Genomic DNA, 21,512 nt, shown 5'->3' with positions numbered 1-21,512 from the left:
GCGCCGATTATGCCTCGGAGGCAGCCTCGGTTGCGCCTTCTTCCGACTTCGATGCCGAGGTGCCGGCGATCGTTGCGATGGTGAAATCGCGGTCGGAGATGACGGGCTTCACACCCTTCGGCAGCTTGACGGCCGAGATGTGGATCGAATCGCCGATGTCGGTGCCCTCGAGGTCGACGGTGATGAACTCGGGGATCGCGTTGGCCGGGCAGTGGAACTCGACCTCGTGACGGACGATGTTCAGCGCACCGCCGCGCTTGATGCCGGGCGACTTCTCTTCATTGATGAAGTGAACCGGAACCTGGACGTTGACTTCGGTGTTTGCGCCAACGCGCAGGAAGTCGACATGCATCGGGAAATCGCGGACCGGATCAAGCTGGTAGTCCTTCGGCAGGACCTTGATCTTCTTGCCGTCGACGTCGATCGTCGCCACGGTGGTCAGGAAGCCGCCGCCATGGATCTTGTAGAAGATGTCCTTGTAGGACAGGGCGATGGCCAGGGGAGGCTGCTTGTCGCCGTAAATGACTGCAGGCACTTTGCCGTTGCGACGAACTTCACGGGCGGACCCCTTACCGACCAGTTCGCGTGCTTCGGCCTTGAGCTCGTATGTTTCGCTCATGGCATTTCCTTTCGGTTGTATGGAGCGCCTACGGCGGGCAATCAAGCCTGATCCGTAAACGTCGAAAGCCGCCGGGTGAGGCGGCCTTCCGCCGCGTTGCCTCCAAGGGTGTCTACGCGGGTGGCGGCTCTATATCGGAAGGCGGCAAAAAGTGCAACCGCCGCACCGGTTTTGGGGCTGGCTCGCTGTTGGCGCCGCTGTGGCTGCTCGCACTTATGCAGCCAAGCCTGTATCAGGCCGAGCTCAAGTAACTAAGCCGACAAGTTCATCATGTACGAAATTCTCTCGCTCCAGCTTTCGACTGGTACCATCGTGGTGCTGGTCATTGCCGCCTTCGTTGCCGGTTGCGCGCGCGGCTTCTCGGGTTTTGGCGGAGCGCTGATCTTCGTGCCGGTGGCAAGCGCGCTGATTGGCGCCAAGCTTGCCGTGCCGTTGCTCTTGATCGTCGACCTGGTGCTGACGCCGGGGCTGATCCCCAAGGCGTGGCGCAGTGCTGACCGCGGCAATGTCGGGGTTATGGCGCTGGGGGCGATGATTGGCGTGCCCAGCGGCACTTACCTGCTCACTCATGTCGACGGCGTCATGATCCGCTGGGCGATCGTCGCCATCGTTGCCGGGCTGCTGGCGCTCCTGATGTCGGGCTGGCGCTATCACGGCCGCCCGCATGCCAGCCTGACGGCGGCGGTCGGCATGACCTCGGGGGTGTTTTCGGGCGCTGCCCAGGTCGGCGGGCCACCCGTCGTCGCCTACTGGCTCGGCGGCGCCATCCCGCCGCTGACGGTGCGGGCCAACATCGTGCTCTATTTCGCCATATCGAGTGTGCTGTCGATCACCAGCTACCTCATCGCCGGCCTGCTGACCTGGGAGACGGTTGGGCTGTCGCTGACCATCGGGCCGACCTTCGCAATCGGCCTCTATATCGGCTCGCGCCTGTTTAGTCGCGCCAACGAGGCAACCTTCCGGCGCATCTGCTACGGTCTGATCGCCACCGCCGCGATCATAGGCCTGCCGGCACTCGACGGCGTGCTGAGATGATTGAACCGGTCGACGCTTTCAAATAGACTTCACATATCGGGGGCATGGTGGACTCCCCGTGAGGCCGAAGGGCCCAAGCTCCGCCTTCGCGATGTTGTGCGGAGGAAAGACCATGCCCGGAATGATCTCAGCAATAAAACTGATCCATCTCATCGGTACCGAGAAGTGTCCTTTGATCGTCGACGTGCGTCGCCGCGCCGCGTTTGCTGCCGCGCCGACGCGGATCGCCGGTGCGTTGTGGCGCGACCACATGAAGGTAGGGGAATGGCTGCCGCAGTTTCCGGCGGGGAGGAGCATCGTCGTCTATTGTGCGCATGGCCACAATGTCAGCGAGATCGGGCTGACCAAGCTGCTCGCCGCCGGTGCGGATGCGCTGATGCTGGAAGGTGGCATCGACGCCTGGCTTGCGGCTGGCGGGCCTGTCGTGGCGCGCGAGGCACCAGGCCTCGAGCCGGGGCTGCCATGGCCCAGCGAATGGGTGACGCGGGCCCGGCCGAAGATCGACCGCATCGCCTGTCCATGGCTGATCAGGCGCTTCATCGACCCGCTGGCCATTTTCCACTTCGTCTCGGCCGAATGGGTCAAGGACGTCGCCGACGAGACCGGCGCCATCCCCTTCGACATCAAGGACGTGCATTATTCGCACCGTGGCGACGACTGCAGCTTCGACACACTCATAGCGGAATTCGGCCTGTCGGATCCACCGCTGCTGCATCTCGCCCGCATCGTCAGGGCTGCGGATACGGCGCGGCTTGACATGGAGCCCGAGGCTGCAGGACTTCTCGCCATGTCGCTCGGCCTGTCAGCCATCGAAGGCGACGATCATGCCCAGCTCGAAAGAGGCATGACGCTCTATGATGCGCTCTATGGCTGGTGCCGTTACGCCACCCAGGAAACCCACAACTGGCCAGCGAAGGCGGTTTGACATGGATGCCACGCTGCCAAGCCCCAACCCTTCCTTCGGAGAGGCGACGAGGACCTTCGCCAGGATCGGGCTCTTGTCGTTCGGTGGGCCGGCCGGCCAGATCGCGCTGATGCACAGGATCCTCGTCGACGAGAAACGCTGGCTCGACGAGCCGCGTTTCCTGCATGCGCTCAACTATTGCATGCTGCTGCCCGGACCCGAGGCGATGCAGCTTGCGACCTACTGCGGCTGGCTGCTGCACGGCATCAGGGGCGGTCTGGTGGCCGGACTGTTGTTCGTGCTGCCCGGTGCCTTGGTCATCACCGCATTGTCGGCGATCTACCTCACCGTCGGCCATGTCGCGCTGGTGCAAGGGCTGCTGTTCGGGCTCAAGGCGGCAGTGCTTGCCGTCGTGCTCGAGGCGTTGATCAAGGTGTCAAGGCGGGCGCTGAAGGGTGGCGCGATGGTCGCACTGGCGATTGTGGCCTTCATTGCCATTGCCTTCCTCAAGCTGCCATTTCCGCTGATCGTCGTCGCGGCGGCGGCAATCGGCGCGGTGCTGCACCTCGCCGGGCTGCAACAGAGCGGCGCCGAGGCGGCTGACGAAGATGACGTTGCCTACGCCATGCCGGAATGGACAAGGCCCAGCGCGCGGCGGCTCTTCTCCACGCTCGCCGTCTGGCTGGGAATCTGGTTCGTGCCGCTGATCATCCTGTGGCAGGCGCTCGGTCCGGCCCACGTCTACACGGCGGAAGCGACCTTCTTCTCCAAGATGGCAGCGGTGACCTTTGGCGGTGCCTATGCCGTGCTTGCCTATGTCGCCCAGCAGGCGGTCGAGGTGCATGGCTGGCTGAAGCCCGACGAGATGCTGACCGGCCTCGGCCTTGCCGAGACGACGCCGGGGCCGTTGATCCTGGTGCTGGTCTTCGTCGGCTTCCTCGGCGGCGCTCGGCTTGCGGCACTGGCGCCCTTGGCCGGTGGCATTGGCGGGGCGTTGGTGACGCTGTGGTTCACCTTCGTGCCGTGTTTCCTGTGGGTCTTCGTCGGCGCGCCCTATGTCGAGACGGTGCGCCATGTGCGCTGGTTGGCGAGCGCGCTGTCGGCGGTGACGGCGGCAGTGGTCGGCATCATCGCCAATCTCGCCGTGTGGTTTGGGCTCCACGTCCTGTTCGGTAACGTCGACGAGGTGGGTTGGGGGCCGTTCGTGCTGCCGGCACCTGAAATCGGCAGCTTCGACGCGGTTGCAGCGGTCATCGCGGTCGCCGCCGGCGTGGCGCTGATCCGCTTCAAGGCCAACATGATCGCCGTACTCGCCGTCGCGGCGCTCGCCGGCATGGCCTGGCGGATGTTCTGAAAAAGTGCTGCCGGGACGAAAAAGCCCCGCCTCGGCATGCCGGGCGGGGCTTTGAAATGTCTGCTTGCGGCAAAGAATCAGTCGAACAGGCTCGACACCGATTCTTCGGTTGCCGTGCGCGAAATCGCTTCGCCGATCAGGTCGCCGATCGAGACGACGCGAATGTTGTGTGCGTCCATGACAGCCTGGGTCGGCTGGATCGAGTCGGTAATAACCAGTTCCTGCAACTGCGAGCCGGCGATGCGGGCAGCGGCACCGCCCGAGAGCACGCCGTGGGTGATGTAGGCGGTGACCGAGGTGGCGCCCTTGGCGAGCAGCGCGTCGGCCGCGTTGCACAGCGTGCCGCCGGAATCGACGATGTCGTCGATCAGCAGGCAATCCTTGCCGTGGACTTCGCCAATGACGTTCATCACTTCGGATTCACCGGGACGCTCGCGGCGTTTGTCGACGATGGCGAGCTGGGCGTCGATGCGCTTGGCCAGCGCACGTGCACGCACCACGCCGCCGACATCAGGCGAAACCACCGTGACGTTGCCCAGTTGCTTGTACTTGGCCTTGACGTCGCGGGCCATGACCGGAACCGAGAACAGATTGTCGGTCGGGATGTCGAAGAAGCCCTGGATCTGGCCGGCATGCAGGTCGAGCGTCAGCACGCGGTTGGCGCCGGCACGCGCAATCATGTTGGCGACGAGCTTGGCGGAGATCGGCGTGCGGCCGGAGGCGCGGCGATCCTGCCGTGCATAGCCGAAATAGGGGATGACGGCCGTGATGCGCCGTGCCGACGAGCGCATGAAGGCATCGATCATGATGAGCAGTTCCATCAGGTGATCGTTGGTCGGGAAGGCAGTCGACTGCAGGATGAAGACATCCTCGCCGCGCACGTTCTCCTGAATTTCGACGAAGATCTCCTGGTCGGCGAAGCGCCTGACGCTAGCCTTGCCCAGGGGAATGTTGAGATAGCGAGCGACAGCTTCTGCTAGCACCCGGTTGGAATTGCCCGCGAAGAGTTTCATACGCCGATCCTGGAAGTGAATATGAGCGGGCTTTTAGCGGCCTTGGCTCGTATTGCAAGCGGAGTCGCCATTGAATCCCAAAAAAGCGACATACCGGAACGGAATGCCGCAGCTTAGCCGGGTTTTGCCGCCAGCCACTGGGCCAACTGGTCGATGGTGTTGTCGGCGATGGTCTGCATTGTCGCGCGCGCTACCGTTGGCCATCCTTCACCGCTGCCGGTCGATGGCGCGGTCTGCTGGCCGTTGATGCGGTGCAGCCGGGTGCCGGCGGGGTCGTAGACGTCCCAGACATAGACGACCGTCGTGTCCTTGCCCTCGGTCATTGCCGAGAAATAGCCGCGCATGATGATGCCGGGCGGCGTGGTGTCGGTGCTGCCGGCGAGCGTGATGCCGCGTTCACGGGCCCTGACGCCGAGGCGCTGGGTCAAAGGCGTCGCCGCCTCGACGGTGGCGCCGACGATCGGGGCGAACTGCACGCGCGCTTTGCCGACGATGGCGGCGGTCTGTGACGGAGCGGCCACTGCGGCCGTCGGTGCAGGACCCGCTGCTGCTACGGCGGTTGCCGCACCCGTCACGGCGGGTGCTGCGACATCGGTGCCTTCAGTCCTGGCAAGTGCCGTCGACTGCTCGGTGGGGGCCACGGCAGACGGTTCAAGGACGTCCTTGGCGCTGTTGCAAGCGGACAGGGCGGCAGAGGCGGACAGGCAGGCTGCCGCAAAAATCCAACGTCTCATTTGCCCGAACTCCCTGGCAAACGCCCCTCAGCGCTCTGCGCAATCATCGTACGATCAAGTCGAGATCATGGCGGGACAGCGGCTTGGGTGCAGATTCAGTGGTCAGATAGGTACGACCCAACGTCATCGCGGTCTCGGTTTCCGAATCCATGATGATCATGTGGGCGAACAAAGTCATGTTGGGGGCAATCGGTTCGGGATTGCCCTGGTAGAACATCGGCATGTCCATCCAGGACGGGGTAAAGCGGGCGCCGACCGAGTAACCGCAAGCATTGAGCCGATGCTTGGTCAGGTCATGTGCTTCCAGCGTGCGGGCATGCGCGTCGAAGACGTCGCCGAAGGTGTTGCCCGGCGTCATCGCCTTTTCAACCGCCAGCAGGGCGGCCAGCGAGGCGTCGTAGAGCTCCTGGTGGCGCCTGGAGGCCTTGCCGGTCAGCACGGTGCGCATCATCGGCGCATGGTAGTGGTTGAACACGCCGGCCCATTCCAGCGTCAGCTGGTCGTTCTTGTTGAGCTTGCGGCGGCCGGACTTGTAGCGGCAGAGCAGGGCATCCGCGCCGGAGCCGATGATGAACTCGTTGGCGGGATAGTCGCCGCCGCCGGTGAAGATCGCGCCCTGCATGGCGGCCAGGATCCTGGCTTCGTCACCGCCCTGCTTGATCAGCGGCAGGGCCGCGTCGAGCGCATCGTCGGCGAGGCTCGCCGCTTTTTCCGCCTTTTCGATTTCAGCCGGGCTCTTGAACAGGCGCAAACGCCCGACGATGCCGGACGCATCGACGATCTGGCCGAAGGTCTGCAACTGCTCGTCGAGGCGGCGGCCGTTGAACGCGGTCAGGCCATGGGTGTCGTATTCGACGCCGACACGCGCTCCGAGCAGGCCGAGATCGTTGAGCAGGTTGCGCAGGTCGAGCGTCGGATTCGCATTGTCGCGGTCGGTCCACAGCACGATGTTTTCAATGATCGAGGTGTGGCGTGCCTGGCGCAGGTCGGCCGAACGGGTCAACAGCGTCATCGAGCCGTCGGCCATCACCACCAGCGACTGGAAGAAGCAGAAGCCGAACGTGTCGTAGCCGGTCAGCCAATACATGCTTTCCTGCGCGAACAGGACAACGGCATCGAGCTTCTTTTCGGCCATCTCGATCATCAGCCGGTCGCGCCGGGCGTCGAATTCGGTTCGTTCGAAATGCAGCGCCATGCTGTCAGTCCTCCAATGCAATTGCCGAAATCTGCCGCCCGTAATCAGCTTCCTTGCGGTGCGTGGTGCGCCGGTAGGAATAAAACAGCTCTTCTTCCGCATAGGTGCAGCGGTTCAGAGCTTCCGCCTGAACGCCGGCCTTGCGCAGCCGATCGACCGTGTAGAGGTTGAGGTCGAACATGTGGTGGCCGGCATTCGCCGACGGTGTGAAGTACCTGGCATTGTCGGCGTCGCCTTCGACGAAGCGGGCGACGAATTCGGGGCCGACCTCGTAATTGGCGGCGCTGATCGACGGGCCGAGCACGGCGAGGATGCGCTCGCGCCTGGCGCCGAGGCCCTCCATCGCGGCAACGGTGTTTTCGAGCACGCCCGTAAAGGCGCCTTTCCAGCCGGCATGGGCAGCACCGATGATGCGTGCTTGCGGGTCGGCAAACAGCACGGGGCCGCAATCGGCCGAAGAGGCACCGAGTGCGATGCCGGGCCTGTCGGTCACCAGCGCGTCGGCCTTGGGACGGCCGTCGGCAAAGGGGCCGGTGGCGACGACGACGTCGGGCGAATGGACCTGGTAGAGGCTGAGCAGGCGGTCGGCTGGCACACCCATCCAACTGGCGACGCGGCGGCGATTCTCGGCCACGCGCGTCTGGTCGTCGTCGGAGCCGACGCCGATGTTGAGGCCCTGATAGATGCCTTCGGAGACCCCGCCGGTGCGGGTGAAGTAACCGTGGCGGATGCCATTGGCCTCCGCGCTGGCGAGCAAGTTGGACCGGATCGGATCCGGTTTCGAGTCGTTCAGCATTGCCGCCTTGTCATCCTCGTCAGCGATTTCGTCAAGGCCGGGCCAGCCGCCACAGGTCGCCTCGCCATATCGAGGCCGGACAGTGGGGCAGGCGCAAGCGTGCTGTCAACTGACGGCGGGGAAGGGAATTCTTGTGCCACGCGGAGCAACCGCAAGCACCTTGAACAGTGTTCCCATGGCATCGGGGCCGGCCAGCCGCTCGACCTCGCCGCGGATCTTTTCACGCCCGGCGGCGTCCGCATCGGCACCGAGCTTGCCGGCGCGTTCGAGCAGCCCCATGGCGAGCAGGAACGCGCCCTGGGTTGCCAGATGCGCATCAAGCCCATGTGCCCGGGCTGCCAAAGCAAGGGCAGCGAAGTCGACATGCGAGGTGAGGTCAGCCTCGCCGGGATTTGCGAGCGCGTCGTCATAGTGGTGCTTGCGCAGCGCCTGGAGCGTGTCGCCGATGCCTGGTTCGACATGGCCGTAGTCGAAGAAAAGGCCGGCGCCGCCAAAGGTGGCGAGATGGGTGGCGATCTGCTCCATCGTGCCGGTGCGCGCCGGGGCGAATTCGAAGATCGCACCCTCTGGCGCGGTCGCGGCGGCAACCGGCAGCAGCGCCGTCTCGATCGTTGCCGGGCCGGCAACGAAGCCAAGCTCGCCTGTTTCCTCGAGGCCAACGGCGCGCTCGTGCCAAGCGGCACCGATCCTGACGAACTGGCGGGTCGGGATGGCGTCGAACAGTTCGTTGCCGACGATGAACAGTGGCGCAGTGGGCAGCGTCGACACCGTGTCGTGCCAGTCGATCCGGATGCCGCTGCTGGCGAGCGTCTGTTTCTGCACCCCTCGCAGCTTCGGGCTCGTCTCAACCAGGGCGATGGAGGCGCCGGCGACGAAAGCGCTATCGAGTTTTTGCAGAACCCTGAGCACGTCCTTCATCAGCGTGCCGCGCCCAGGGCCGATCTCGGCCAACGTCGCGCCGGTTGGAGACCCTGCCGCCTGCCAGGCGGTATAAAGCCAGACGGCGACGAGTTCGCCGAACATCTGACTGACCTCGGGCGCCGTAGTGAAGTCGCCCTCGACACCGAACGGCTCGCGCGTCGTGTAATAGCCGTCAGTTGGATCGAACAGGCACAGCGCCATGTAGTCGGCGACGCTGATCGGGCCCGATGCCGCGATCAGGCCTGCGATGCGCGTCCTGAGCGCAGTCATGCCGGCCTGGCGATCTGCGTGACCGGCTTGGCCGACAGCATCGCCCACAGGCCGATCAGCACCATCGGCACCGACAGCACCATGCCCATGGTCAGCCAGCCGCCGAGGAGATAGCCGATCTGCTGGTCGGGCTCACGGAAGAACTCGACGAATATGCGCGACAGGCCATAGCCGCAGACGAAGGCGCCGGCGATGAAACGCGGCGTCTTCAGTTTGAGCCTGGAATGAGTCAGGAAACGCAGCACGAGGAACAGGACCAGGCCTTCAAGCAGGGCCTCGTAGATCTGGCTCGGGTGACGCAGAAAAGGTCCGCCGGTGGGAAACTCGATCGCCCATGGCACGTCGGTCACCCGGCCCCATAGCTCCGAATTGATGAAGTTGGCGAGGCGCACCAGGCCGAGGCCGACAGGCACGCCGGCGGCAACGACGTCGATCAGCGACCAGACGAGGATGCCGTGCTTGCGGGCGAACAGCACCATGGCAAGGGTGACGCCGAGCAGGCCGCCATGAAACGACATGCCGCCCTGCCAGACCGCGAAGATGTCGAGCGGATTGGAGATGTAGCGGGCGAGGTCGTAAAACAGGATGTAGCCGATGCGGCCACCAAGCACGACGCCAGCCGCTGCCCAGACCAGGAAATCGTCGAGGGCCTCGGGCTTCATCGGCAGCACGCCGTTCGGCCACAGACGGGTGTTGGTCACCAGCCGCTTGCCGTACCACCAGGCAAACAGGATGCCGACGATGTAGCCCAGCCCGTACCAGTGAATGGCCAGCGGTCCGAGTTGCACGATGACGGGATCGATGTTCGGAAAGGGCAGGGCAGCCAGCGGCAAGGCAAGGTATTCGCTCAAGTCAGTCTCCAGGGCAGGCAATCGCGGCGGACCATGCGGCAGGCTTTTGGCACGGTCAAGGCAGGCAACCCCGCAGTAACCGAGAAGTCATTGCGAGCAGGCGGGCATCTTTGCCGCAGCATTTGGCACCCTGTCGGGGCCACGATATCCTTGCATTCCGGGGCTTGCGCCACTACGTCGAATGGACAACGCGAGGGTTAGCCATGACGACCGGACCGAACCGCATTCTGGATGAATTCGCCAAGCTGATGACCGATGCCGCGGGTGCCGCCCAGGGCGTCAGGCGCGAGGTCGAAACCGCGTTCCGTTCGCAGGCCGAGCGGGCGATGAATTCGCTCGAACTGGTCCAGCGCGAGGAGTTCGAGGCGGTTCGCGACATGGCGATCAAGGCACGTGCCGAAAACAAGGCGCTGGTTGCCCGCATCGAGGCACTTGAGGCTCAACTCGCCGGCCGCGCCGGTGAAGATGCCGACACGGCCTCACCGGCGGCCTCGCCAAAGCCCCGCACAAAGAAATAATTCGTTAACTTTTCCACAAAGCGCCATCCGAAAAAGTGCTTTGTCGTGAATCGCTTACCGGCGCTTTGTGAATCTGCGCCGCAGCCTGTTTCCACATCCGAATGGGACGTTGCGAAAAATTGGGCTGTTCACGAGAGTCACGATCAATACACTGAATTTACTGCACGATTCGAAACACCGTCGTGCACCGGATGGCGCGGTCCGGCTGGGGGGTATTGAGTCCGGCAGCGCTGGTCGTCCGAGTTCAAGAATAAGTTCGTCGTGTGTGTCCCCCGCGCGGAGCGCGATGACGCGCCCGGAACGACAGGAAGCATTTATGGAACTTCTCGAACTCGAGTTCTCCCGCGAAATCCATCCGGTGGATGTCATCGAGCAGGTGGCTCATAACAACGACTGGGCGTTCGAACGTGCCGGCGACGACGAGATCTCGATTTCAGTCGTCGGCAACTGGACCGAGTACCAGGTGTCGTTTTCCTGGATGGAAGACTTCGAGGCCCTGCATCTGGCATGCGCCTTCGATGTCAAGGTGCCTGAAAGCCGTACGCTTGAGATTCTCAGGCTCTTGTCGCTGATCAACGAGCAGATGCTGTTCGGGCATTTCGACCTTTGGGAAACCGAAGGCGCGATCATGTTCCGCCAGTCGCTGCTGCTCGCCGGTGGCGTCGAGCCGACCAGCCAGCAGGTCGAAGTGCTGCTGTCCTCGGCGCTTGAAGCCTGCGAATGCTATTTCCAGGCTTTCCAGTTCGTCGTCTGGTCGGGCACCTCGGCCAAGGACGCACTGGCCAGCGTGCTGTTCGAGACGCACGGCAACGCCTGAGACTGTCGGATGAGTTCGCACAAGGCGCCGAAAGCTGAGATCAGCTTTGCCGATTTCGACAAGGTTGACATACGCACCGGCACGATCGTCGAGGTCGAGCCGTTCCCGGAAGCGCGCAAGCCGGCGTTCAAGCTGAAGATCGATTTTGGCACCGATATCGGCGTCAAGAAATCGTCGGCGCAGATCACCAAATATTATACGCCCGAGACGCTGCTGGGTCGGCAGGTGTTCGCCGTCGTCAACTTCCCGCCGCGCCAGATCGGCCCGTTCATGTCGGAAGTGCTCACCCTTGGCTTCCCCGACGAGGACGGCGACGTCGTGCTCGGCGCCATAGAGCGCAAGGTGCCGGACGGCGGCCGCCTGTTCTAGGATTCAGGTGAGGCCGGCCTGCAAATGGCGGCTCCCTGCGTTTCCGGTACTCACGTACCCAAATGTAGGGTCCGTTCCGGTTCTCGGAACCCACCATTTTCGACTCGGCCTGACCTGAACCGCGGATGCGCTGGGCATCACGCGGCGTAAGCCGCCTTCACATTGTCCAGGAACATTTCGGCGCAGGCATTCCAGGTGTAGCGCATGGCCCGTTCGCGGGCCTCGGTGCGGTCGACCTTGAGTGCGCCCAGTGCTGCCTCGCGCAGGTCTTCCGAAACAACGCCTCCGATGCCGTCGCCGACGATGTCGATCGGCCCAGTCACCGGATAGGCGGCAACAGGCGTGCCGCTGGCCAGCGCCTCGATGATGACATTGCCGAAGGTGTCGGTGCGGCTCGGGAAGACGAAAACGTCTGATGAGGCGTAGATCTCGGCCAGTTCGTCGCTCGGGCGGCGCCCGAGGAAATGCGCCTCAGGATATTTTGCCTTCAGCCTTTCGAGTTCTGGCCCGTCGCCGACAAGCACCTTGGTACCGGGCAGGTCGAGGTCGAGGAAGGCTGGCAGGTTCTTCTCCACCGCGATGCGGCCGACGCACAGGAAGATCGGCCGCGGCAGGTCCATCTCGACCTTCTTGTCGGGATGGAAGTGGTTGATGTCGACGCCGCGCGTCCATGGTCGGAGTTTTTCGAAGCCCCGCGATGCCAGGTCGTCGGCGAGCGACTGCGTTGCGACCATGCAGCCCTGGCCGGAGTTGTGGAAATTGCGCAGCAGGCCGTAGGTCCAGCTCTCCGGCAGCGGCAGACGGGCGCTTACATATTCGGGAAAGCGGGTGTGGTAGCTTGTGGTGAAGGGGCGCTTGTTGGCGAGGCAATAGCGCCGCGCCATCATGCCGAGCGGGCCTTCGGTCACCAGATGGATGTGGTCGGGTCGCCTTTGCTCGATGATCCGCGCCACGTTGCCGGGCGTGGTCAGCGCCAGCCTTATGTCGGGATAGGTCGGCATCGGCAAGGTGCGGAAGATGTTGGGTGTCAGGAAGTCGGCCTCGGCACCGAAGGCGGTCAGGGTTTCGGCCAGTCGTTCGAGCGTGTGGACGACGCCATTGATCTGCGGACGCCATGCGTCGGTGACCATCAGGATGCGCAAGGGCGTCTTCCCCGTTGTCCGCGTCCCGGCCTGCCGGGAATCAGCGGTCCTCCATTCATTGCGAGGCGCCTTTGAGCAGCATTGCATGACGCTGGAATGACGACGGCTTTGTTCGCAACGGCTGCAGCGCCGCGCGTCCACTCGGATGCCCGCAGGACGCTGTACCGATTTGAAGTGATGCATGACCCGAAAATCGACTCGGATTTTCGGGTCATGCGCGGGCGAGGTCGGTTCTGCCCGAACCGGTATTTTCTTTGTGACGATTTTTCCCGGGGCGGGGCTCGGCGTGAAATCCGATCCTTTGCCTGGAGAGGGGCGTTTGCCGAGGATATGGCCAAGCTTCGCATTGAGCGGGGCGAGCCATCCTCCCAACGGCTCTCAGTGAGAATTCGAAATGACAGAGATCACCAAGTCCCTTTCCAACCGCAACACGATCAGCCGCCGCACGGCATTTGCCGCGCTGCTCCCCTCCGTCGTCACCGTCATCAGCTTCACCGTTCCGCAACAGGCGCTCGCCGAGGATAAGACCGCGATCAAGGTCGGCATCATCTCAGGCGAGGACGAGGATGTCTGGCGCGTGGTGAAGGCCGAGGCCGCCAAGCAGGGCCTCGCCATCGAAACCGTCGTGTTCAACGACTACACCCAACCAAACGAGGCGCTGGAGCGCGGCGAGATCGACGCCAACGCCTTCCAGCACCAGCCTTATCTCGACAACCAGATCAAGACGCAGGGCTACCATATTACCCCAGTCGGCTACACCGGCCTGTGGCCGATCGGGCTCTATTCGAAGAAGCACGCCAAGGTCGAGGCGCTGCCGGAAGCCGCCGTCATCGGTGTGCCCAACGATCCCTCCAACGAAGGCCGTGCCCTGCGTGTGCTCGCCGACGCCGGCCTGATCAAGCTCAAGGACGGCATCGGCATCCTGGCAACCGTCGCCGACGTCGTCGATAATCCGAAGAAGTTCGAGATCAAGGAACTCGACGCCGGCATCGTCGGCCGTTCGGTCGAGGATCTCGACGCCGCGGTGGTCAACACCGACTGGGCGCTGAAGAGCGGGCTGACGCCCGAGCACCGGATCGCCCAGGAGCCGGTCGCAGAAAATCCGTACCGCAACTTCATCGCCGTCAAGACCGGCAGCGAGAACGAAGCCTGGGTCAAGAAGCTTGTCGCCGCCTATCAGAACCCGACCGTCAAGGCCGAGTTCGACCGCGTCTACAAGGGCACCGGCGTCGCCGCCTACTGAGCTTGACGACTGATTACAATGGAGGCGGCCTGCCATGAATGGCGGGCCGCCTCCCGCATTGCCGAGGGAATTTCATGACCCAGCATCTTGCACCCATCGAAGGGGCGTCCCCTGTCGATACTGCGCTGTCGGAGACGGTGGTGCGCATCGTCGACCTCAGGCGGCGCTTCGGCCAGACACCGGCCGTCGACGGCGTTTCGCTCACAGTGCGCAAGGGCGAGGTACTTGGTATCATCGGCCGCAGCGGCGCCGGCAAGTCGACGCTGATCCGCTGCCTGAACGGACTGGAGCGACCCGACAGTGGCCAGATCTTCGTCGAGGGCCGTGAAATCACTGGCCTCAGCGAGCGCGATCTGCAGCCGCTGCGCCGACGTATCGGCATGATCTTCCAGCACTTCAACCTGTTGTCGGCCAAGACTGTCGAGGAGAATGTCGCGCTGCCGCTCAAGATCGAAGGCCAGTCCAGGGACGAGCGGCTCAGGCGCGCCGCCGAACTGCTCGAACTCGTCGGTCTCGCCGACAAGGCCAAGGCCTACCCAGCGGCACTTTCGGGCGGGCAGAAGCAGCGCGTCGGCATCGCGCGCGCGCTCGCCGCGCGGCCGGCGGTCCTGCTCTCCGACGAGGCGACCTCGGCGCTCGATCCAGAGACGACGCGCTCGATCCTGGCATTGCTGAAGGACATCAACCAAAAGCTCGGCCTGACTATCCTGCTGATCACCCACGAGATGGAGGTGGTCCGCAGCATTGCCGACCGCGTCGCCGTCATCGATGCCGGGCGAATCGTCGAGGAAGGGCCGGTGTGGTCGATCTTCGCCGACCCGCGCACCGAAGTGACGCGCAGCCTGCTCGCCGGCATCCGGCCGCAGCTGCCGCAGGCGATCGCCACACGGCTAACCGGCGTTGGACGCGAGGCCATCCTGCGCGTCGACATCGCAGGCGAAGCGGCGCGCCGGCCGCTGCTCCAGGAACTGGCAACGTCGGTTCCCGGCCGGTTCCGGCTGGTCCATGGCGGCATCGACACCATCCAGGGGGAGCCTGTCGGAACGCTGTTCCTCGGCGTCGACACTGCATCGCGCGGTATCGCCGAAACAATCGAATTCCTGAATGCCCGGAAAGCGCGGGTCGAGGTGCTTGGTTATGTCACAGACAATGCTTGAACTTCTTCTGCGCTCGTTGTGGGAGACCGTGCTGATGACGGCTGCATCGGGCTTGATCTCTCTGGTCTTCGGCTTGCCGCTCGGCCTGGCGCTCGTTGCCACCGACCGCGGCGGTATTGCCTGCAATCGCTGGGTCAACGGCATCCTCGGCGCACTCGTCAACGGCTTCCGCTCGGTGCCGTTCATCATCCTCCTGGTGGCGCTGATCCCAGTGACGCGGTTGATCGTCGGCACGTCGATCGGCACCTGGGCGGCGATCGTACCGCTGGCGATTGCCGCAACGCCCTATTATGCGCGCATCGCCGAAGTGTCGCTGCGCGAAGTCGACCGTGGCCTGATCGAGGCCGTGCGCGCCATGGGCGGCGGGCGCTGGGCGATCATCCGTGAGGTGCTGGTACCCGAGGCACTGCCAGGCATCGTTGCCGGCTTCACCGTTACGCTGGTGACGCTGGTCGGCGCCTCGGCCATGGCGGGTGCCATCGGTGCGGGCGGGCTCGGCGACCTCGCCATTCGCTACGGTTACCAGCGTTTCGAGACGGCTGTCATGGTTGCGGTCGTGGCTGTGCTGATCGTGCTCGTCTGTGGCATCCAGTGGATCGGCGACAGGCTGGTGACGCGGCTCGATCGCCGCGCCTGATCAGGCCGGCACGCGTATCATGGCGCGCAGGCCGCCCAGCGGGCTGTCGCTCAGCTTGATGTCGCCACCATGGCTGCGGGCGATGTCGCGGGCGACGGCCAGGCCGAGGCCGGTGCCGGTCGAATCAAGATTGCGCGCCTCGTCGAGGCGGTAGAACGGCTTGAACACCTCTTCGCGCTTCTCTTCCGGAATGCCGGGGCCGTTGTCGTCGACCATCACCACCAGCATGCCGCGATCGTGGACCGCCTTGACCTCGACCTCCTTGGCATAGCGGAAGGCGTTGCCGACGACGTTCTGCAGCAGGCGGTTGAACGCATTGGGGCGAACATGCACCTCGGGCTCGCCGACGAGCGTGATCTTGAGCTTGCGCTTGCGCAGCTTGGCTTCGTCACCCAGCCTGTCGAGATAGGTGGCAAGATCGAAGCGGCCGGGATCCTCCGAAGCCTCGCCGCGGGCGAAAGCCAGATAGGCCTCGAGCATCGACTGCATGTCGTCGACGTCCTGGCTGAGTGCTTCGGTGTCGACCTTGCTGCCTGACAGAGCCAGCTGCAGCTTGAAGCGCGTCAGGATGGTGCGCAGGTCGTGGCTGACGCCGGTCAGCATCGCCGTGCGCTGCTCGATCTGGCGTTCGATGCGTTCGCGCATCTGGATGAAGGCGAAACCGGCGCGTCGCACTTCTTCGGCGCCGCGTGGCCGGAAGTTGACCGGCATCGGCCGGCCCTTGCCAAAACTTTCGGCAGCCTCGGTGAGTTGCAAGATCGGGCGGATCTGGTTGCGCAGGAACGGAATGGCGATCATCAGCAGGACCAGTGACGTGCCGACCATCCACAGCAGGAAGATGTGGGTGTTCGAGGCATAGGCCTGGCTGCGGCGCACGAACACGCGCAATACCTTGTCGTCGAGCTGGACGCGCACTTCGACGATGTTGGAGTTGCCGACGGTATCGAGCCAGAACGGCCGGTTGATCTGCTTGCGGATTTCCGACGACAGCGCCTGGTCGAGGATCGAGAAGAACGGTTTCGGGCCAGGCGGGGGCAGGGGTTCGGCCGGCAACAGGTCGATCTTCAGCGACATGCGCTCCTGGGCGATGCGGATGATCTGGGCATAACTTTCGGGCTGCGGAAAGGTGTCGAGCAGGTCGATGATGCCGGCGATGTCACGCGTCACCGCCTGTGACAGGCGCACAGTCACCGTCTGCCAGTGCCGCTCCATGAAGACGAAGGCGACGACCGACTGCAGCAGGATCATCGGCGTAATGACGATGAGCAGCGAGCGCGCGTAGAGCCGCTTCGGCATGTAGATGGAGACACGTCGCCAGAAGCGGTTCCAGCTGCGCGGCACAGCCGTCAGCGCACGCCACATGCGTGTGCCGAGCCTGCCTCCGCCGGGCCGTTCCATGTCGGTGGTTGCCATCCGCCCTTCCACTTGCCGCCAACCGGTCAGGTTCCGGCCGGCTCGCCTCGATCCTAGCCCACGCCGGATCGTTCTGAAACTGTCTTTGAAGTTCAACAGCTTACGTTGTCAAACTCCGTCTCGCCCGATGCTGAAAACATAAGGCTTTTTCCTACAGCGCCAAATGGCTCTGGATTTACCGATGCCTGGAGAAGATCACCCGGAACTGTGCCGAGACTGTGTCGCCAGTGCGTCGATGATCTCGGGCGCGGACAGACAGAGCGTCCGACCCACGTGTTGCGGCACAACAAAATTTGCCCGCCGTTGCGACTAGGTTGATGAACGGGGGATGACGAGGTTCGGGCCGCTGACACGGCCCGAAGTCGTCTGGCGGTCAGATGCCGAGCAGTTTCTTGGCTTCGTTGAGGGCTGTTTCCGATCCGGCGTGGTCGCCGGATGCGTGCAACTGTTCGCCCTTGGCGCGCAGTTCCTTGACCTTCGTCATGTCCGCCTCGGCGAGCGTGGAGGCGGGCAGAGCAGCGTCGATCGCCGCCATGATGCTCGGGCAGGAATGGGCGAATGCGGTGGCAGGCAAGACAGACAGGGCAAATGCAAGCGTGATAGCACGTAACATGGCCGTTTCTCCCGCGCCGGCCCGCTTAATGCGGAAGAGTTGTTGCCGGCGGGCCATGTTACCTCGGAGTGACCGGCTTCAACAACCGGCCCTCCGGAACTGCTCCGGCTACTCCACGCTGAGCCGGTAGCCGATGCCGCGTACCGTCTGCAGCCAGACGGGATTGGCCGGATCGCGCTCGATCTTGCGCCGCAGACGGTTGATCTGGACGTCGATGGTGCGCTCGCCGACTTCCGAGTCGCCGGTCACCAGTTCATGGCGCGGGATGGTCTCGCCGGCACGCGCGGCGAAGATGGCGAGGATTTCCTGCTCCCGGTCGGTCAGCTTGAGGGCTTCGCCGCCACGCTTCAGTTCGCGGCGGGCGATCTGGAAGGTGTAGGGGCCGAACACCAACTGCTCGACCTTCGGTGTTGCCGCCGGGCCGCCGCGGCGCAGGATGTTGTTGATCCTGAGGATCAGTTCGCGCGGGTCGAACGGCTTGGGCAGATAGTCGTCGGCGCCGGCCTCGAGGCCGGTGATGCGGCTGTCGGTCTCCGACAATGCCGTCAGCATCAGGATCGGCACGTCCTTCTGGTCACGCAGCGACTTGGTCAATTCGATGCCGTTTTCGCCCGGCATCATCACGTCGAGGATGAGAAGGTCGAAGTCGAGGCCGGCAAGCTTGCGCCGCGCTTCGTCTGCATTGCCCGCGACAGTAACGCGAAAGCCGTTTTCGGTCAGATACTGCTTGAGCAGGTTGCGGATGCGCGTGTCGTCGTCGACGACGAGCAGATGCGGAGCATCGTCGCCCAACGTGGCCTGGCTGGCCGTCTTGTCGTTATTCTCCATGGTCTTTCCCCGGCGTGTTTCCGGGCAGATGATCAATCTGCGCCCTTAATTCGGGATTGACCATCGCCTTGAGGAATCTTTCGATCCAGGCGCGCTCGGTCTCTCCCGCGCCCTCCAGTGCCGCATGGATGCGGCGTGACTGTGGCCGCGCCAGCGCCAGTGTCAATGTACGGCCCTTGGGCGTCGGGTAGAGTTCGCGCTGGCGCCGGTCGCGCGGCCCCTGCACCTGAACGATGTAGCCGGCGTCGATGAGCTGCTTGAGCACCCGCGCGAGGCTCTGCTTGGTGATCTTGAGCACGTCGAGCAGCTCGGCGACCGTCAGTCCGGGCAGGCGGTTGACGAAGTGCAGCACGCGGTGATGGGCGCGGCCGAAACCGTATTCGGCGAGGATCTGGTCGGGGTCGGAAGTGAAGTCGCGATAGGCGAAATACATCAGCTCGATGATCGAGAAATCGATGCCTTCGTCTGCCGTCACGGCGGTGCGGATCGGTTGGGCGGTTGCGCCGCTGCGTTGTGCCATAGAATTCCTGTTCGTCAATTTATGTCAGCACTATTGACATAAATTAGGTGCGATGGTAATTTTTGCCAAGCTTTTCGGCGGATTGCGAACGAAAAGGCAAGGTGCGGTGGTTTTTTCCGAAACATCGTGAGTTTGCTTTGGTATTCTGCCCCGCCTACGCTTTATCCATCAGGCCCCTTCGGGCCATCAAGAACGATACGAAACGATAGGCAGGCTCCCGCCTGCGGGAAGGTTTACCATGGCATCCGTTCCTTTCGACAAGCTCGATGGATTCATCTGGATGAACGGCGAGTTCGTCCAATGGGCCGACGCCAAGATTCACGTACTAACCCATGGTCTGCACTATGCAAGCGCGGTGTTCGAGGGTGAGCGCGCCTATGGCGGCGAGATTTTCAAGCTGACCGAGCACACCGAGCGCCTGCACGAGTCCGCCCGCATCCTGGGCTTCACCATTCCCTATTCGGTCGAGGTGATCGACGATGCCTGCCGCGAGCTCTTGAAGAAGCAGGGCTTCAAGGACGCCTATGTGCGCCCGATCGCCTGGCGTGGCAGCGAGGAAATGGGCGTCGCCGCCCATAAGAACCGCATCAATGTCGCCGTCGCGATCTGGCAGTGGCCGAGCTATTTCGACCCGGCGCAGAAGCTGAAAGGCATCCGCCTCGACATCGCCGAATGGCGCCGCCCCGACCCGCGTACGGCACCGTCGAAGTCCAAGGCTGCCGGCCTCTACATGATCTGCACGCTGTCCAAGCATGCGGCCGAGGCCAAGGGTTATGCCGATGCGATGATGCTCGACTGGCGCGGCCAGGTCGCCGAGGCCACAGGCGCCAACATCTTCTTCGTCAAGGACGGCAAGGTGCATACACCGAAGCCGGACTGCTTCCTCGATGGCATCACGCGCCGCACTGTCATTGGCCTCGCCAAGGATCGCGGCCTCGAAGTCGTCGAGCGGGTGATCATGCCGGACGAACTGGAAGGCTTCGAGCAATGCTTCCTGACCGGCACGGCGGCTGAAGTGACGCCGGTTTCGGAGATCGGGCAGTACCGATTCGAGGTCGGCGAAATCGCCAAGACGCTGATGAACGACTATTCTGCGGCGGTTCAGCCCAAGCACGCGATTGCTGCTGAATAACAAGCAGAATCAATTAATTGACCTTGAAGAAGGGCGGTTTTCGGACCGCCCTTTCTGCGTCTTCCCAGCCCAATTTGACATTCCCCGATTTCAGGGTCTGATGTTGCTGTCGGCATACTGAGGGCCGGCATGCAATTTGGAGGGAATTGTTATGGAATCGCTTCTTCCTATCATCATACAAATTGTAACCGGCGTTATCGGTGGACAGGCCGTCGGCGCGGCGATCAAGACGGCGGCGATGGGGCAGGTGACGAAATTGCTCGCCGGTGGCGTCGGCGGTCTCGCGGGCGGACAGATCCTGGGCAGCCTTCTCGGCGGCGCGGCTGATCCGGCAACGGCAGGTGCACTCAGCGGCATTCTCGGCGATGTGGTTGGTGGTGCCGGCGGCGGCGCCATCGTGACGGCCATCGTCGGCGCGATCATGGGTGCCATGAAGAAATAATCCCGCTACAGATTGGAATTCGGATTGGGCGGCTGCGGCCGCCCCTTTCATTTTCTGGATCAGAGGCGCTGCCTGCCACCCACCAGAATGGGCATGGACGAAGCGCGCGTCAGTCCTTATGTCGGGGCGAACTTGGCGCATCGGCCCGAAAATTGGTGTCGATTTTCGGAAGGCACGATGCGCAGATTCACACAGTTGGAGCGTCCTTTGTGCGTCCATTCGGACGCACGGCGCTCCAAGGAAAGGACCCGCCATGGGACAGCTCAATGCCGGGATCGTGCCGGTTACGCCCTTCCAGCAGAACTGCACGATCCTGTTCGATACCGACGACAAGACCGGCGTCGTGGTCGATCCGGGCGGCGATGTCGACACCATCCTGTCGGTGCTCAAGCAAAACGGCATCACGATCACGGCGATCTGGCTGACCCACGGCCATATTGACCATGCCGGTGGCGCGATGGAGCTGAAAGATGCGCTCGGCGTCGACATCATCGGCCCGCACGAGGCCGACAAACCGCTGCTCGACAATCTGGTGACCCAGGCCCAGAAATTCGGCATGGACGGTTCGGTGCGCAACTGCGTGCCTGACCGGTTCCTCACCGAGGGCGAAACCGTGTCCTTCGGAACTCATGTTTTCGAGGTGCTGCATTGCCCCGGCCACGCGCCCGGCCACGTTGTCTTCTACAACCGTGACGCGAAATTCGCCCATGTCGGCGACGTGCTGTTCCAGGGCTCTGTCGGCCGCACCGACCTCTATGGCGGCGACCACGCCACCTTGATCCGGTCGATCAAGGAGAAACTCCTGCCGCTCGGCGACGAGATCGGCTTCATCTGTGGCCACGGCCCGGGCAGCCGCTTCGGCGACGAACGCCGCAGCAATCCCTATCTGGTTTGATTGGATCGATCAGGCCGTCTGCCTGATCTGAGGCGGCCGCTGTCGGTCTGCTCCGCAGCAGCCTTTCGCCCAACGGACTACCTCACATGAAAAA

At 63.5% G+C, this 21,512-nt stretch carries 25 protein-coding genes; 13 read left to right on the top strand and 12 right to left on the bottom strand.

The annotated features are described in order from the left end of the window. Window positions 1-7 precede the first annotated feature (7 nt). Complete coding sequence (locus tag Amn_RS20420) at window positions 8-619, bottom strand: 50S ribosomal protein L25/general stress protein Ctc (RefSeq protein WP_286291204.1); 612 nt, start codon at window positions 617-619, stop codon at window positions 8-10. On the opposite strand from Amn_RS20420, the gene Amn_RS20415 reads away from it, so the two are divergent. The 4 genes from Amn_RS20415 (at window position 607) to chrA (ending at window position 3,912) form a co-directional block, all read left to right on the top strand. Then, entirely contained in the window at window positions 607-870 is a 264-nt protein-coding gene (locus tag Amn_RS20415; protein ID WP_286291203.1) for a hypothetical protein, read from the top strand. The two genes, Amn_RS20420 and Amn_RS20415, sit on opposite strands and share 13 nt — an antisense overlap. Before the next feature lie 19 nt (window positions 871-889). After that, window positions 890-1,654, top strand: coding sequence for a sulfite exporter TauE/SafE family protein (locus tag Amn_RS20410; protein WP_286291201.1), 765 nt, complete (start codon window positions 890-892; stop codon window positions 1,652-1,654). A gap of 121 nt (window positions 1,655-1,775) precedes the next feature. Continuing rightward, on the top strand, window positions 1,776-2,579 hold the full coding sequence (locus tag Amn_RS20405; protein WP_157097205.1) for a chromate resistance protein ChrB domain-containing protein: 804 nt from the start codon (window positions 1,776-1,778) through the stop codon (window positions 2,577-2,579). Between the two features lies 1 nt (window position 2,580). Beyond that, a complete protein-coding gene (gene chrA, locus Amn_RS20400; protein WP_286291199.1) occupies window positions 2,581-3,912 on the top strand; it encodes a chromate efflux transporter in 1,332 nt (443 codons plus the stop codon). A gap of 77 nt (window positions 3,913-3,989) precedes the next feature. Here the strand turns inward: chrA and Amn_RS20395 are convergent, their stop codons facing one another. From Amn_RS20395 to lgt, 6 genes are all read right to left on the bottom strand, one after another. Further along, window positions 3,990-4,925, bottom strand: a complete 936-nt coding sequence (locus tag Amn_RS20395) for a ribose-phosphate pyrophosphokinase (protein ID WP_067959419.1) — start codon at window positions 4,923-4,925, stop codon at window positions 3,990-3,992. A 113-nt stretch (window positions 4,926-5,038) separates the two neighbouring features. Beyond that, window positions 5,039-5,659 carry a hypothetical protein gene (locus tag Amn_RS20390; protein WP_286291197.1) on the bottom strand — a complete coding sequence of 207 codons (621 nt, stop codon included), beginning with the start codon at window positions 5,657-5,659 and terminating at the stop codon, window positions 5,039-5,041. A gap of 43 nt (window positions 5,660-5,702) precedes the next feature. Further along, the gene (locus Amn_RS20385; RefSeq protein ID WP_067959425.1) at window positions 5,703-6,854 is read right to left on the bottom strand and encodes a M24 family metallopeptidase; all 1,152 of its coding nucleotides are present in this window, start codon (window positions 6,852-6,854) and stop codon (window positions 5,703-5,705) included. A 4-nt stretch (window positions 6,855-6,858) separates the two neighbouring features. Next, a complete protein-coding gene (pgeF, locus tag Amn_RS20380; protein WP_286291192.1) occupies window positions 6,859-7,650 on the bottom strand; it encodes a peptidoglycan editing factor PgeF in 792 nt (263 codons plus the stop codon). A 105-nt stretch (window positions 7,651-7,755) separates the two neighbouring features. Then, window positions 7,756-8,841: a class I SAM-dependent methyltransferase gene (locus tag Amn_RS20375; RefSeq protein ID WP_286291190.1), complete on the bottom strand. Its 1,086-nt coding sequence runs from the start codon at window positions 8,839-8,841 to the stop codon at window positions 7,756-7,758. Beyond that, window positions 8,838-9,692 carry a prolipoprotein diacylglyceryl transferase gene (gene lgt, locus Amn_RS20370; protein WP_154384765.1) on the bottom strand — a complete coding sequence of 285 codons (855 nt, stop codon included), beginning with the start codon at window positions 9,690-9,692 and terminating at the stop codon, window positions 8,838-8,840. Before lgt ends, Amn_RS20375 begins: the two co-directional genes overlap by 4 nt. A 203-nt stretch (window positions 9,693-9,895) precedes the next feature. Between lgt and Amn_RS20365 the strand changes: the two genes are divergently transcribed. The 3 genes from Amn_RS20365 (at window position 9,896) to Amn_RS20355 (ending at window position 11,396) form a co-directional block, all read left to right on the top strand. Then, a complete protein-coding gene (locus Amn_RS20365) occupies window positions 9,896-10,210 on the top strand; it encodes an accessory factor UbiK family protein (protein ID WP_067959433.1) in 315 nt (104 codons plus the stop codon). Window positions 10,211-10,526: 316 nt separating this feature from the next. Then, complete coding sequence (locus tag Amn_RS20360) at window positions 10,527-11,027, top strand: type III secretion system chaperone family protein (protein WP_067959436.1); 501 nt, start codon at window positions 10,527-10,529, stop codon at window positions 11,025-11,027. Window positions 11,028-11,036: 9 nt separating this feature from the next. Next, on the top strand, window positions 11,037-11,396 hold the full coding sequence (locus Amn_RS20355) for a tRNA-binding protein (RefSeq protein WP_067959441.1): 360 nt from the start codon (window positions 11,037-11,039) through the stop codon (window positions 11,394-11,396). Window positions 11,397-11,533: 137 nt separating this feature from the next. Here the strand turns inward: Amn_RS20355 and Amn_RS20350 are convergent, their stop codons facing one another. After that, a complete protein-coding gene (locus Amn_RS20350; protein ID WP_067959444.1) occupies window positions 11,534-12,538 on the bottom strand; it encodes a glycosyltransferase family 4 protein in 1,005 nt (334 codons plus the stop codon). 394 nt (window positions 12,539-12,932) lie between these two features. Here Amn_RS20350 and Amn_RS20345 point away from each other — a divergent pair, with 394 nt between their 5' ends. The 3 genes from Amn_RS20345 (at window position 12,933) to Amn_RS20335 (ending at window position 15,575) form a co-directional block, all read left to right on the top strand. Then, window positions 12,933-13,781 (top strand): MetQ/NlpA family ABC transporter substrate-binding protein, encoded by an 849-nt coding sequence (locus Amn_RS20345; RefSeq protein ID WP_286291181.1) that lies wholly within the window; start codon window positions 12,933-12,935, stop codon window positions 13,779-13,781. 74 nt (window positions 13,782-13,855) lie between these two features. Then, a complete protein-coding gene (locus Amn_RS20340) occupies window positions 13,856-14,938 on the top strand; it encodes a methionine ABC transporter ATP-binding protein (RefSeq protein WP_192315083.1) in 1,083 nt (360 codons plus the stop codon). Beyond that, the gene (locus Amn_RS20335; RefSeq protein WP_286291178.1) at window positions 14,919-15,575 is read left to right on the top strand and encodes a methionine ABC transporter permease; all 657 of its coding nucleotides are present in this window, start codon (window positions 14,919-14,921) and stop codon (window positions 15,573-15,575) included. The genes Amn_RS20340 and Amn_RS20335 overlap by 20 nt, the downstream gene beginning before the upstream one ends. Here Amn_RS20335 and Amn_RS20330 read toward each other — a convergent pair whose 3' ends face one another. The 4 genes from Amn_RS20330 to Amn_RS20315 form a co-directional block, all read right to left on the bottom strand. Next, a complete protein-coding gene (locus tag Amn_RS20330; protein ID WP_154384767.1) occupies window positions 15,576-16,988 on the bottom strand; it encodes an ATP-binding protein in 1,413 nt (470 codons plus the stop codon). It abuts the gene before it with no gap. A gap of 373 nt (window positions 16,989-17,361) precedes the next feature. Continuing rightward, window positions 17,362-17,601, bottom strand: a complete 240-nt coding sequence (locus Amn_RS20325) for a PA2433 domain-containing protein (protein ID WP_067966263.1) — start codon at window positions 17,599-17,601, stop codon at window positions 17,362-17,364. A 108-nt stretch (window positions 17,602-17,709) separates the two neighbouring features. After that, on the bottom strand, window positions 17,710-18,429 hold the full coding sequence (locus tag Amn_RS20320; protein WP_067959456.1) for a response regulator: 720 nt from the start codon (window positions 18,427-18,429) through the stop codon (window positions 17,710-17,712). Further along, complete coding sequence (locus tag Amn_RS20315; protein ID WP_067959459.1) at window positions 18,419-18,949, bottom strand: MarR family winged helix-turn-helix transcriptional regulator; 531 nt, start codon at window positions 18,947-18,949, stop codon at window positions 18,419-18,421. The genes Amn_RS20320 and Amn_RS20315 overlap by 11 nt, the downstream gene beginning before the upstream one ends. 238 nt (window positions 18,950-19,187) lie before the next feature. Between Amn_RS20315 and Amn_RS20310 the strand changes: the two genes are divergently transcribed. From Amn_RS20310 to Amn_RS20300, 3 genes are all read left to right on the top strand, one after another. Further along, window positions 19,188-20,081, top strand: coding sequence for a branched-chain amino acid aminotransferase (locus Amn_RS20310; protein ID WP_154384768.1), 894 nt, complete (start codon window positions 19,188-19,190; stop codon window positions 20,079-20,081). A gap of 151 nt (window positions 20,082-20,232) precedes the next feature. Beyond that, window positions 20,233-20,523 carry a hypothetical protein gene (locus Amn_RS20305; RefSeq protein ID WP_154384769.1) on the top strand — a complete coding sequence of 97 codons (291 nt, stop codon included), beginning with the start codon at window positions 20,233-20,235 and terminating at the stop codon, window positions 20,521-20,523. 253 nt (window positions 20,524-20,776) lie between these two features. Continuing rightward, window positions 20,777-21,418, top strand: a complete 642-nt coding sequence (locus tag Amn_RS20300; protein WP_154384770.1) for an MBL fold metallo-hydrolase — start codon at window positions 20,777-20,779, stop codon at window positions 21,416-21,418. The last annotated feature ends 94 nt before the right edge of the window (window positions 21,419-21,512 follow it).

Origin of the sequence: Aminobacter sp. Y103A, assembly GCF_030294925.1 — a bacterium.
GTDB classification, from domain to species: Bacteria; Pseudomonadota; Alphaproteobacteria; order Rhizobiales; family Rhizobiaceae; genus Aminobacter; species Aminobacter ciceronei.
The sequence above is the reverse complement of the archived record's forward strand: the minus strand, read 5'-3'. Positions and strand labels throughout refer to the sequence as shown.

Coding starts and splice junctions, on each gene's coding strand:
- Amn_RS20415 (WP_286291203.1), top strand. CDS start 607: ATGTTTCGCTCATGGCATTTCCTTTCGGTTGTATGGAGCGCCTACGGC.
- Amn_RS20420 (WP_286291204.1), bottom strand. CDS start 619: ATGAGCGAAACATACGAGCTCAAGGCCGAAGCACGCGAACTGGTCGGT.
- Amn_RS20410 (WP_286291201.1), top strand. CDS start 890: ATGTACGAAATTCTCTCGCTCCAGCTTTCGACTGGTACCATCGTGGTG.
- Amn_RS20405 (WP_157097205.1), top strand. CDS start 1,776: ATGATCTCAGCAATAAAACTGATCCATCTCATCGGTACCGAGAAGTGT.
- chrA (WP_286291199.1), top strand. CDS start 2,581: ATGGATGCCACGCTGCCAAGCCCCAACCCTTCCTTCGGAGAGGCGACG.
- Amn_RS20395 (WP_067959419.1), bottom strand. CDS start 4,925: ATGAAACTCTTCGCGGGCAATTCCAACCGGGTGCTAGCAGAAGCTGTC.
- Amn_RS20390 (WP_286291197.1), bottom strand. CDS start 5,659: ATGAGACGTTGGATTTTTGCGGCAGCCTGCCTGTCCGCCTCTGCCGCC.
- Amn_RS20385 (WP_067959425.1), bottom strand. CDS start 6,854: ATGGCGCTGCATTTCGAACGAACCGAATTCGACGCCCGGCGCGACCGG.
- pgeF (WP_286291192.1), bottom strand. CDS start 7,650: ATGCTGAACGACTCGAAACCGGATCCGATCCGGTCCAACTTGCTCGCC.
- Amn_RS20375 (WP_286291190.1), bottom strand. CDS start 8,841: ATGACTGCGCTCAGGACGCGCATCGCAGGCCTGATCGCGGCATCGGGC.
- Amn_RS20365 (WP_067959433.1), top strand. CDS start 9,896: ATGACGACCGGACCGAACCGCATTCTGGATGAATTCGCCAAGCTGATG.
- Amn_RS20360 (WP_067959436.1), top strand. CDS start 10,527: ATGGAACTTCTCGAACTCGAGTTCTCCCGCGAAATCCATCCGGTGGAT.
- Amn_RS20355 (WP_067959441.1), top strand. CDS start 11,037: ATGAGTTCGCACAAGGCGCCGAAAGCTGAGATCAGCTTTGCCGATTTC.
- Amn_RS20345 (WP_286291181.1), top strand. CDS start 12,933: ATGACAGAGATCACCAAGTCCCTTTCCAACCGCAACACGATCAGCCGC.
- Amn_RS20340 (WP_192315083.1), top strand. CDS start 13,856: ATGACCCAGCATCTTGCACCCATCGAAGGGGCGTCCCCTGTCGATACT.
- Amn_RS20335 (WP_286291178.1), top strand. CDS start 14,919: ATGTCACAGACAATGCTTGAACTTCTTCTGCGCTCGTTGTGGGAGACC.
- Amn_RS20330 (WP_154384767.1), bottom strand. CDS start 16,988: ATGGCAACCACCGACATGGAACGGCCCGGCGGAGGCAGGCTCGGCACA.
- Amn_RS20325 (WP_067966263.1), bottom strand. CDS start 17,601: ATGTTACGTGCTATCACGCTTGCATTTGCCCTGTCTGTCTTGCCTGCC.
- Amn_RS20320 (WP_067959456.1), bottom strand. CDS start 18,429: ATGGAGAATAACGACAAGACGGCCAGCCAGGCCACGTTGGGCGACGAT.
- Amn_RS20315 (WP_067959459.1), bottom strand. CDS start 18,949: ATGGCACAACGCAGCGGCGCAACCGCCCAACCGATCCGCACCGCCGTG.
- Amn_RS20310 (WP_154384768.1), top strand. CDS start 19,188: ATGGCATCCGTTCCTTTCGACAAGCTCGATGGATTCATCTGGATGAAC.
- Amn_RS20305 (WP_154384769.1), top strand. CDS start 20,233: ATGGAATCGCTTCTTCCTATCATCATACAAATTGTAACCGGCGTTATC.
- Amn_RS20300 (WP_154384770.1), top strand. CDS start 20,777: ATGGGACAGCTCAATGCCGGGATCGTGCCGGTTACGCCCTTCCAGCAG.